This window comes from Streptomyces sp. CRN 30, assembly GCF_034105845.1.
On sequence record NZ_JAVRHI010000471.1, the window covers coordinates 1 to 10,024 of the forward strand.

Sequence of the window (10,024 nt, forward strand, 5' to 3'; positions counted from 1 at the left end):
CGCGCCGCTGCCGGGCAGCGCCGTCGGATCGGCCGCGGGGGACGCCCCACCGGGCCGGGGCGGGATCGGGTCCCGGGAGGCCGGCCCCGCGGCCGACGCGCCCGTCGTCTGCGCCGGTACGGCGACCGGCCGGCCGTCGCCCCGCGCCGGGGCCGCCCCGTCCGCTCCGCGGTCACGCCGGGAGTCGCCGGGCTCCAGCGGGATCGGCGAGCCCCGCAGCGGCTCGTCGGCGGTCCTGGGCAGCGTCAGCCGGAACTGCGAGCCGCCGCCCGGCTCGCCCCACGCCTGGAGCCAGCCGCCGTGCAGCCGCGCGTCCTCCAGGGCGATGGACAGCCCGAGGCCCGTACCGCCCGTGGTACGCGCGCGTGCCGGGTCCGCCCGCCAGAAGCGGCTGAAGACCCGGGTCGCCTCACCGGGCTTGAGACCGACGCCGTAGTCGCGCACCGCCACCGCGACGGCCCCGCCCGCGGCGGCGAGCTTGACGACGACGTCCCGGCCCTCGCCGTGCTCCACGGCGTTGACCACGAGGTTGCGCAGCACCCGCTCCACGCGCCGGCCGTCGGCCTCGGCGACGACGGGCTGCTGGTCGCCGGTCACACGAATGCGTGTGCCCTTGCGCTCGGCGAGCGGCTCGGCACCGCTGACGACCCGCCGCACGACCTCCCTGAGGTCGATCGGCTCCGCCTCCAGCGCCGCCGCGCCCGCGTCGAACCGGCTGATCTCCAGCAGGTCCGCGAGCAGCGTCTCGAACCGGTCCAGCTGGTCGGCGAGCAGCTCGGCCGACCGCGCGGTGACCGGATCGAAGTCCACGCGCGCGTCGTGGATGACATCGGCCGCCATCCGCACGGTCGTCAGCGGCGTCCGCAGCTCGTGCGAGACGTCGGAGACGAACCGCCGCTGCATCCGCGACAGGTCCTCCAGCTGGTTGATCTTCAACTGGAGGTTCTGCGCCATCTTGTTGAAGGCCTCGCCGAGCCGCGCGATGTCGTCCTCGCCGGTGACCTTCATCCGCTCCTGCAGCCGCCCGGCGGAGAGCCGCTCGGCGATGCTCGCCGCCATCCGCACCGGCGTGACCACCTGGCGCACCACCAGCCACGCGATCGCCCCGAGCAGCACCACGACGAACAGCCCCGCCGTCGCCAGCGTGCCCTTGACCAGGCTCAGCGACTTCTCCTCCTGGGTGAGCGGGAAGAGGTAGTACAGCTGGTACGGGTCGCCGTTCGGGTCGTTGACCTGCTTGCCGATGACCAGCGCGGGCTGCGAGTCCTGCGCGGAGTTGTAGACGATGCGGGTGTAGCTCTGGGCCGCCACCGTGTTGCTGTCGACCCGCTGCCGCAGCTCCTCGGGGACGCTGGACGAGGGGTCGACCAGCCCGGAGGCGCGCGGCCCGCGCCCGCCGCCGCTCTCGCCGCCGACGGGCAGCGTGACGACGTCGAAGGCGCCCTGCCCACCGCTGGAGAGCGACTTCACCAGTTCGCTCATCCACTGGATGACGTTCTGCGCGGGACGGCCGTCCACCGCGGTGCCGTCGTCGCCGGGCACGGTCGCCGCTTCCTCGGCCTTCTGCTTGGCCACCGCGAACCCGCCCGTGGCCTGGCTCTGCGACGCCTTGACCTTCGCGTCCAGCAGGCCGTTGCGGACCTGCCCGATGACGACGAAGCCGAGCAGCAGGACCACGCCCAGCGACATCAGCAGAGTGGTGACGACGACCTTGAGCTGGATGTTGCGCCGCCACAGCCGCATCACGGGCAGCAGCGGCCGCCGCACCCAGCGCATGAACAGACGGAGCACGGGACTGCCCTGCACGCCTCCGTGCAGCAGCCCGCCCTCCAGCAGACGTCCCCAGCGGGAGACCGCCGGCTTCCGGCCGACAGGCCGCCCGGCGCGGGCCCCGGACCGTCCGGGCGCCGAAGCGGCACTGTCACCGGTCATGTCAGCTCGGCCCCGCCTTGTACCCGACGCCCCGGACGGTCACCACGATCTCCGGCTTCTCGGGGTCCTTCTCGACCTTGGAACGCAGCCGCTGCACGTGCACGTTGACCAGCCGCGTGTCCGCCGCGTGCCGGTAGCCCCACACCTGCTCCAGGAGCACCTCGCGGGTGAACACCTGCCAGGGCTTGCGGGCCAGCGCCACCAGCAGATCGAACTCCAGCGGCGTCAGCGCGATCGACTGCCCGTCCCGCTTCACGGAGTGCCCGGCCACGTCGATCACCAGGTCGCCTATGGCGAGCTGCTCCGGCGCCGGCTCCTCCGACCTCCGCAGCCGCGCCCTGATCCGGGCCACGAGCTCCTTCGGCTTGAACGGCTTCACGATGTAGTCGTCCGCGCCCGACTCCAGGCCCACGACCACGTCGACGGTGTCGCTCTTGGCCGTCAGCATCACGATCGGCACCCCGGACTCCGCCCTGATCAGGCGGCACACCTCGATGCCGTCCCGACCGGGCAGCATCAGATCGAGCAGCACCAGATCGGGCTTGGTCTCCCGGAAGGCGGCCAGCGCCTTGTCACCGTCGGCTACGAAAGACGGCTCAAAACCCTCACCACGCAGCACGATGCCGAGCATCTCGGCCAGTGCGGTGTCGTCGTCGACGACAAGGACTCGTCCCTTCATAAACGACATCATCCCATTCTCATAACGGACCCAGGGGCGCTGGTGAGCGAGGTCACTGACCAGTGACGATAGTCGTACAGCCGCGCTACTGTCTGCTCGCCCACCACCCGGCACCGTCACCGGCGAACGCACACCGTACGCACCACGACGTCCCGGCGCGACACCGTGCGCGTGCCACGCGTCAGCCGATCGTGATCCGGCGGGCCCCCTCGCACAGCCCCGCCAGCCCCTCGGCCGTCACCGGCGAGACCGCGCCCCGCTCGGTGACGATCGCCGTCACCAGCTCGGGCGGCGTCACATCGAACGCCGGGTTGTACGCCTGCGTCCCCAGCGGCGCCATCGGGATCCCGCCGCCCGCTCCGGCGCCCGCGCCCGGCGCCTGCGGTGCCATCACCTCCGTCACCTCGTGCCCCGGCCGCTGCTCGACCTCGATGGACGCACCGTCCGGGGTGTCCGGGTCCACCGTCGTGACCGGCGCCACCACGATGAACGGCACGTGGTGGTAGCGCGCCAGCACCGCCAGCGGATAGCTGCCGACCTTGTTCGCCACGGACCCGTCGGCGGCGATGCGGTCCGCCCCGATCAGCACCGCGTCCACCTCACCCGCCGCGAACAGCGAACCGGCCGCGTTGTCGGTCAGCAAGGAGTACGCCATGCCGTTACGGGCCGCCTCGTACGCCGTCAGCCGGGCGCCCTGCAACAGCGGACGCGTCTCGTCCACCCAGAGCCGCCGCAGCCGCCCCGCGCGGTGCGCCGCGAGCGCCACCGCGAACGCCGTGCCCTCACCGCCGGACACCAGCGACCCGGTGTTGCAGTGGGTCAGGACCCGGTGCCCGCCGCCCGGCAGCAACTCGTCCAGAAGCGCCAGACCGTGCTCCGCCATCCGGCCGCTGGCCTCGGCGTCCTCCCGGTGCAGCGCCCGCGCGGCGGCGAGCGCCGCCCGCGCGGCCCGCGACGCGTCCCCGCCCGCGGCGAGCGTCGACCGGTGGGCGAACTGGGCCCTGCGCACACCGACGGCCAGGTTCACCGCGGTGGGCCGGGCACCGGCCAGCGCGTTCGCGGCCTCGTCCACGTCGAAGCCGCGTACGGCGGCGAGCGCGACGCCGTACGCACCGGCGATCCCGAGCAGCGGTGCCCCGCGCACCGCCAGCGAGCGGATCGCCTCCACGAGCGCGGGCGCGTCCGTACAGACCAGCTCGACCTCCTCGGCCGGCAGCCTCGTCTGGTCCAGCAGGACCAGCACCGGGCCTTCGGGGGGTTCTTCCCAGCGGAGGGCCGGTATGTCGGTCGGCCGCTTGTCCTCGCCGGTCTGCGCGTACTGATCAGCCATGCGGTCAGTCTGCCCGCTATCCGACCGACAATTGAAGGTGCGCAGCACCTACCGCGGCCGGTCACCATCCGACCACCCCATGGCACGATGGCTGCCAACCTGCCGCCGCGTCCGCGGACGGGCACCGTGAAGGAGCGACGATGAACGACACTCCGGGCTGGGCCTCGCCCGGATCCGCCCCGTCCGACGGGCAGGAGCCCGGCGCGTCCGGCCCCGCCGACCGCCCCGGCGCCGACCGGCCCGCGGACCGTCCGGAAGCGGATCCGACGGGCCCCGGCACGAAGTGGTCCAAGGAGCAGCCGCCGGCCGGCCAGTGGTCCGCGCCGACCGGCACCGGCCAGGCACCACCGCCTCCACCGCCGCCCGGCCCCGGCTGGGGCACCCCGCCCCCCGGCCAGGGCCCGCACGGCCACGGCGGCCACGGCGGCCCAGGCGGCGGAGGTCCGGGCGGCTGGGGCGGCGCACACGGCGGCCAGAGCGGCCCTGGCGGCGGTTACCCCGGTGGCGGCTACGGCGGCTGGGGCGGAGGCTGGGGCGGCCCCCCGCCCGCCGCCAAGCCCGGCGTGATTCCCCTGCGCCCGCTGGGTGTCGGCGAGATCCTCGACGGCGCCGTCTCCACCATGCGCACCTACTGGCGCACGGTCCTCGGCATCTCGCTGACCGTCGCCGTCCTCACCGAGGTCATCGTCGTCCTGCTCCAGGGCCTGGTCCTGGACGACGCGAGCACCGACGCCCTGAACGACCCGAGCGCGACCCTCGGCGAACTCGGCGACGCCATGGCCGACACCATGATCAGCTCGGCCGTCGTCTTCGTCATCTCTCTCGTCGGCACGGTCGTCGCGACCGCCCTGCTGACGACCGTCACCAGCCGCGCCGTCCTCGGCAAGCCGGTGACCATCGCCGAAGCCTGGCGCGACGCCCGCCCCCAGGTACTGAAGCTGTTCGGCCTGATCCTCCTGCTGCTGCTCATCACCGGCGTCGTCCTGACCGTCGGCGCCCTGCCCGGCATCCTCGTCGCCGTGACGGCGGGCGGCGGGGCGGCCGTCGCGCTCACCGTCCTCGGCATCATCGGCGCCGGGATCGCCGCCCTGTGGCTCATGATCCGCTTCTCGCTGGCCTCGCCCGCGCTGATGCTGGAGAAGCAGAGCATCGTGAAGGCGATGAGCCGCTCCGCCAAGCTCGTCCAGGGCTCCTGGTGGCGGATCTTCGGCATCCAGCTGCTCGCCACGATCATCGCGAACGTCGTCGCGTCGATCGTCGTCATCCCCTTCACCTTCCTCGCCGCGGCCCTCAGCGGCGACGGCGTCGGCGGCCTCGTAGAAGGCAGCGGCGACCTCGGCTGGACCTTCCTGATCGTCAGCGGCATCGGCTCGGTGATCGGCTCCATGATCACCTTCCCGATCACGGCGGGCGTCACCGTGCTCCTCTACATCGACCAGCGCATCCGCCGCGAGGCCCTCGACCTCGAACTGGCCCGCGCCGCCGGCGTCCAGGGCTACGGCGCCCCCGGCACCACCCCGGGGAGCTGATGCGGTGAGCACGACGGGGGGAGTTCTCACAGAGGCGCTGCCGCACGCCGCCGTACGCGCGGCGCTGCACGCGAGCCACGGCCTGACGCCGGTACTGTCGCGCTCGGACGACGAACCACCGCTGACGACGCCACGCGACCCCGCGCGGGAGGCGGCCCGCCGCGAGCTGTCCAAGCGCATGTACCACGAGAACGACCCCAGCTGGTTCCAGCGCGCCCTCGACGCGTTCTGGGACTGGCTCGACGACCTGTTCAGCACCGCCTCCGGCGCGGCCCCCGGAGGAGCACTCGGCCTGGTCGTCATCGTCGTCGCCGTCGTCGCGGTCGCCGCCGCCCTCTGGTGGCGGCTGGGCACCCCCCGCCGGACCCCCGCCACCACCGCCGCGCTCTTCGACGACCGCCCCCGCAGCGCCGCCGAACACCGCTCCGCGGCCGAGGCGCACGCCGCCCAGGGCCACTGGAACCAGGCCGTCCAGGAACGCATGCGGGCCATCGTCCGGTCCCTGGAGGAACGCGCCCTCCTCGACCTCCGCCCCGGCCGCACCGCCGACGAGGCGGCCACCGAGGCCGGCCGCGCCCTGCCCGCCCACGGCGAGAGGCTGCGGGCCGCCGCCCGGGACTTCGACGACGTCACGTACGGCGGCCGCCCGGCGAGCGGACCGGCGTACGACCGCATCGCCGGACTCGACCGCGACCTGGAACGCACCAGGCCGCACGCGGCGAGCAGCAGCGCCGCCCCGAGCACGGACCACCACACCCGCCAGGGAGCCGCCGGATGACCACCGAGGCCACGCTCCCGTCCACCTCGGCCTCGCCCTCCGCCCGTCGCATCTGGACCCGCACGCGCGGCGTCGCCCTCGCCCTCGTGCTGCTCGTCGCGGGAGCCGTCGCGATCGCCGTCGTCCGCTCCGACGCCCGGCACGGCGAGCTCGACCCCCGCTCGGCCGACCCCTACGGCAGCCGGGCCGTCGCCGAACTCCTCGCCGACCGCCATGTGTCCACGCGCGTGGTCACCACCCTCACCGACGCCCGCGCCGCGACCGGCCCGGACACCACTCTGCTGGTCGCCGTCCCCGACCGTCTGACGGAGCGGCAGCAGACGCGGCTGTTCTCGGCCACCACCGCCTCGCGCGGGCGCACCGTCCTCGTGGCCCCCGGCAACGCCTCCGTCGAACGCCTCGCCCCCGGCGTCACCGCGGACCCCGCGACGAGCCTCGACTCGACGCTGTCCCCCGGCTGCGACTTCCGGGCCGCCCGGAGCGCGGGCACCGCCGACACCGGCGGACGCCGCTACACCACCACGGACCCCGAAGCCGACGCGTGCTACCGCAGCCAGCGCCTGGCAACCCTGCTGCGCCTGCCCGGACGCACCGCGGAAGATTCCGGCACCACACCGGACGAGCCGTCCGACGCCCCGTCCGACACGTCGCCGCGGAACGCGGACGCGGCACCCCCGGCGGGCGACACGATCGTCCTCGGCGCGCCCGACATCCTCCTCAACGACCGCCTCGACGAGCACGGCAACGCCTCGCTCGCCCTGCAACTCCTCGGCTCCCGCCCGCATCTGGTCTGGTACCTCCCCTCGCTCTCCGACACCGCCGCCCCGGACGACGAACCACGCGACCTCTTCGACCTGCTCCCCTCCGGCTGGCTCTGGGGCACCTTGCAGCTCTTCGTCGCGGCGGCCGTCGCCGCCCTGTGGAGGGCACGCCGACTGGGCCCCCTCGTGCCCGAAAGACTCCCCGTGGCCGTCCGCGCCTCCGAAACCGTCGAAGGCCGCGCCCGCCTCTACCGCAAGGCCAAGGCCCGCGACCGCGCGGCCACCGCTCTTCGCTCCACCACCCGCACGCGCCTCGCCCCCCTGGTAGGCGTCCCCGTGGCCCAGGCACACACGCCCGAGGCCCTGCTCCCCGCGCTGTCCTCGCACCTCCACGGTGACGGACAGCCCCTGCACGACCTCCTCTTCGGCCCGCCGCCCGGCGACGACGCAGCCCTCATCACCCTCGCCGACCGACTCGATGCCCTCGAAAGGCAGGTACGACGTCCATGATGGACCCGACCACTGACAACGCCGGGCAGGCCGGGACCCCGGGCGACGCCCGAGCGTCCCTCGAGGCCCTGCGCGCCGAGATCGCCAAGGCCGTGGTCGGCCAGGACGCCGCCGTGACCGGCCTCGTCGTGGCACTCCTCTGCCGCGGCCACGTCCTCCTCGAAGGCGTCCCCGGCGTCGCCAAGACCCTCCTGGTCCGCGCACTCGCCGCCTCGCTCCGACTGGAGACGAAGCGCGTCCAGTTCACCCCGGACCTCATGCCGAGCGACGTCACGGGCTCCCTCGTCTACGACGCCCGCACCGCCGAGTTCTCCTTCCAGCCCGGCCCGGTCTTCACCCACCTCCTCCTCGCCGACGAGATCAACCGGACCCCTCCGAAGACCCAGTCGTCCCTCCTCGAAGCGATGGAGGAACGCCAGGTCACCGTCGACGGCACACCGCGCGCCCTGCCCGACCCCTTCCTCGTGGCAGCCACCCAGAACCCGGTCGAGTACGAGGGCACCTACCCCCTCCCCGAAGCACAGCTCGACCGCTTCCTCCTCAAGCTGACGATGCCGCTCCCCTCCCGCCAGAACGAGATCGACGTCCTCACCCGCCACGCCGCCGGCTTCAACCCGCGCGACCTGCACGCCGCCGGCGTACGCCCCGTCGCGAGCGCCGCCGACCTCGAAGCGGCCCGCGCGGCGGTCGCCAGGACGACCGTCTCCCCCGAGATCACGGCCTACGTCGTCGACCTGTGCCGCGCCACCCGCGAGTCACCGTCGCTCTCCCTGGGCGTCTCGCCCCGCGGCGCCACCGCGCTCCTCGCCACGGCCCGCGCCTGGGCCTGGCTGACCGGCCGCGACTACGTCACCCCGGACGACGTGAAGGCCCTCGCCCTGCCCACGCTCCGCCACCGCGTCCAACTGCGCCCGGAGGCCGAGATGGAGGGCGTGACCGCCGACTCCGTCATCAACGCGATCCTGTCCCACGTCCCGGTCCCCCGCTGATGGCGCCCACCGGACGCGCCGCCCTCCTGGCGGCCCTCGGCTCCCTTCCCGTCGGCGTCTGGGAACCCGGCTGGACAGGCATCCTCGCCGTCAACGCCCCCATCGCCCTGGCCTGCGCCTGCGACTACGCCCTGGCGGCTCCCGTACGACGGCTGCGCCTCTCACGCGCCGGTGACACCACAGTGCGCCTCGGCGACACCGCCGAAGTCACCCTCACCGTCACCAATCCCTCGAACCGCTCCCTGCGCGCCCGCCTCAGGGACGCGTGGCCCCCGAGCACCTGGCAGCCGGGCACCGAGATCTCAGCCTCCCGCCACCGCCTGACCGTCCCGCCCGGCGAGCGCCGACGCGTCACCACCCGTCTGCGCCCGACCCGCCGCGGCGACCGCCTGGCCGACCGCGTGACGATCCGCTCGTACGGCCCGCTGGGCCTCTTCACCCGCCAAGCCACCCACAAGGTCCCCTGGACCGTACGCGTCCTGCCGCCGTTCACCAGCCGCAAGCACCTCCCCTCGAAACTGGCCCGCCTCCGCGAACTCGACGGACGCACCAGCGTCCTCATCCGCGGACAGGGCACAGAGTTCGACAGCCTGCGCGAGTACGTCCCGGGTGACGACACCCGCTCCATCGACTGGCGCGCCACCGCCCGCCAGACCACGGTCGCCGTACGCACATGGCGGCCCGAACGCGACCGCCACATCCTCGTCGTCCTGGACACCGGCCGGACCTCGGCCGGCCGCGTCGGCGACGCACCCCGCCTGGACGCCTCCATGGACGCGGCCCTGCTCCTGGCCGCCCTGGCCTCCCGCGCCGGCGACCGCGTGGACCTGCTCGCCTACGACCGCCGAGTGCGCGCCCTGGTCCAGGGCCGCACCTCCAACGACGTACTCCCGTCCCTGGTCAGCGCCATGGCGACGCTGGAACCTGAACTCGTCGAAACGGACGCACGAGGACTCACGGCCACAGCCCTGCGTACGGCCCCTCGCAGCTCCCTGATCGTCCTGCTCACCACCCTGGACGCGGCCCCCATCGAGGAGGGCCTGCTTCCCGTACTCCCTCAGCTCACCCAGCGCCACACGGTCGTCGTGGCCTCGGTGGCCGACCCGCACGTCGCCCGCATGGCCACGTCCCGCGGCACGACGGAGTCCGTGTACGAGGCAGCGGCGGCCGCCCAGGCTCAAGCCGAACGCGACCGCACCGCGGATCAGCTCCGCCGCCACGGCGTAACGGTCGTGGACGCCACCCCGGAGGACCTCGCACCGGCCCTCTCCGACGCCTACCTCGCCCTGAAATCAGCGGGACGCCTCTGAACTGCCGGACAAACAAAAGGGCACTGAGGGCTGAGGGCTCTGAAATTCTCCAGAAACGCAGAAAACCCCCGCACCGTGAGGTGCGGGGGCTTTCCCAAGAATTGTTCGGCGGCGTCCTACTCTCCCACAGGGTCCCCCCTGCAGTACCATCGGCGCTGTAAGGCTTAGCTTCCGGGTTCGAAATGTAACCGGGCGTTTCCCCTACG

8 protein-coding genes and 1 rRNA gene are annotated in these 10,024 nt (G+C 73.7%); 5 read left to right on the forward strand and 4 right to left on the reverse strand.

Features of this window, described 5'->3' with window-relative positions; genetic code table 11:
- The 3 genes from mtrB to mtnA all read right to left on the reverse strand — a co-directional run.
- Positions 1-1,932: MtrAB system histidine kinase MtrB (mtrB, locus tag UW392_RS53290; RefSeq protein ID WP_320782688.1), on the reverse strand; the 1,932-nt coding region annotated here is incomplete at its 3' end.
- A gap of 1 nt (position 1,933) precedes the next feature.
- Positions 1,934-2,623, reverse strand: a complete 690-nt coding sequence (mtrA, locus tag UW392_RS53295; RefSeq protein WP_003975799.1) for a two-component system response regulator MtrA — start codon at positions 2,621-2,623, stop codon at positions 1,934-1,936.
- A 169-nt stretch (positions 2,624-2,792) separates the two neighbouring features.
- Positions 2,793-3,941 (reverse strand): S-methyl-5-thioribose-1-phosphate isomerase, encoded by a 1,149-nt coding sequence (mtnA, locus tag UW392_RS53300; protein ID WP_320782689.1) that lies wholly within the window; start codon positions 3,939-3,941, stop codon positions 2,793-2,795.
- Between the two features lie 140 nt (positions 3,942-4,081).
- Between mtnA and UW392_RS53305 the strand changes: the two genes are divergently transcribed.
- From UW392_RS53305 to UW392_RS53325, 5 genes are read left to right on the forward strand one after another with little or no spacing between them, the layout of a single operon-like run.
- Positions 4,082-5,470: a glycerophosphoryl diester phosphodiesterase membrane domain-containing protein gene (locus UW392_RS53305; protein ID WP_320782690.1), complete on the forward strand. Its 1,389-nt coding sequence runs from the start codon at positions 4,082-4,084 to the stop codon at positions 5,468-5,470.
- Positions 5,471-5,474: 4 nt separating this feature from the next.
- A complete protein-coding gene (locus UW392_RS53310) occupies positions 5,475-6,248 on the forward strand; it encodes a DUF4129 domain-containing protein (protein ID WP_320782691.1) in 774 nt (257 codons plus the stop codon).
- The gene (locus UW392_RS53315) at positions 6,245-7,519 is read left to right on the forward strand and encodes a DUF4350 domain-containing protein (RefSeq protein ID WP_320782692.1); all 1,275 of its coding nucleotides are present in this window, start codon (positions 6,245-6,247) and stop codon (positions 7,517-7,519) included. Before UW392_RS53310 ends, UW392_RS53315 begins: the two co-directional genes overlap by 4 nt.
- A complete protein-coding gene (locus UW392_RS53320) occupies positions 7,519-8,508 on the forward strand; it encodes a MoxR family ATPase (RefSeq protein ID WP_320782693.1) in 990 nt (329 codons plus the stop codon). The genes UW392_RS53315 and UW392_RS53320 overlap by 1 nt, the downstream gene beginning before the upstream one ends.
- Positions 8,508-9,818 (forward strand): DUF58 domain-containing protein, encoded by a 1,311-nt coding sequence (locus UW392_RS53325; protein ID WP_320782694.1) that lies wholly within the window; start codon positions 8,508-8,510, stop codon positions 9,816-9,818. Before UW392_RS53320 ends, UW392_RS53325 begins: the two co-directional genes overlap by 1 nt.
- Before the next feature lie 103 nt (positions 9,819-9,921).
- Here the strand turns inward: UW392_RS53325 and rrf are convergent.
- A 5S ribosomal RNA gene (gene rrf, locus UW392_RS53330) occupies positions 9,922-10,024 on the reverse strand; the annotation flags it as partial.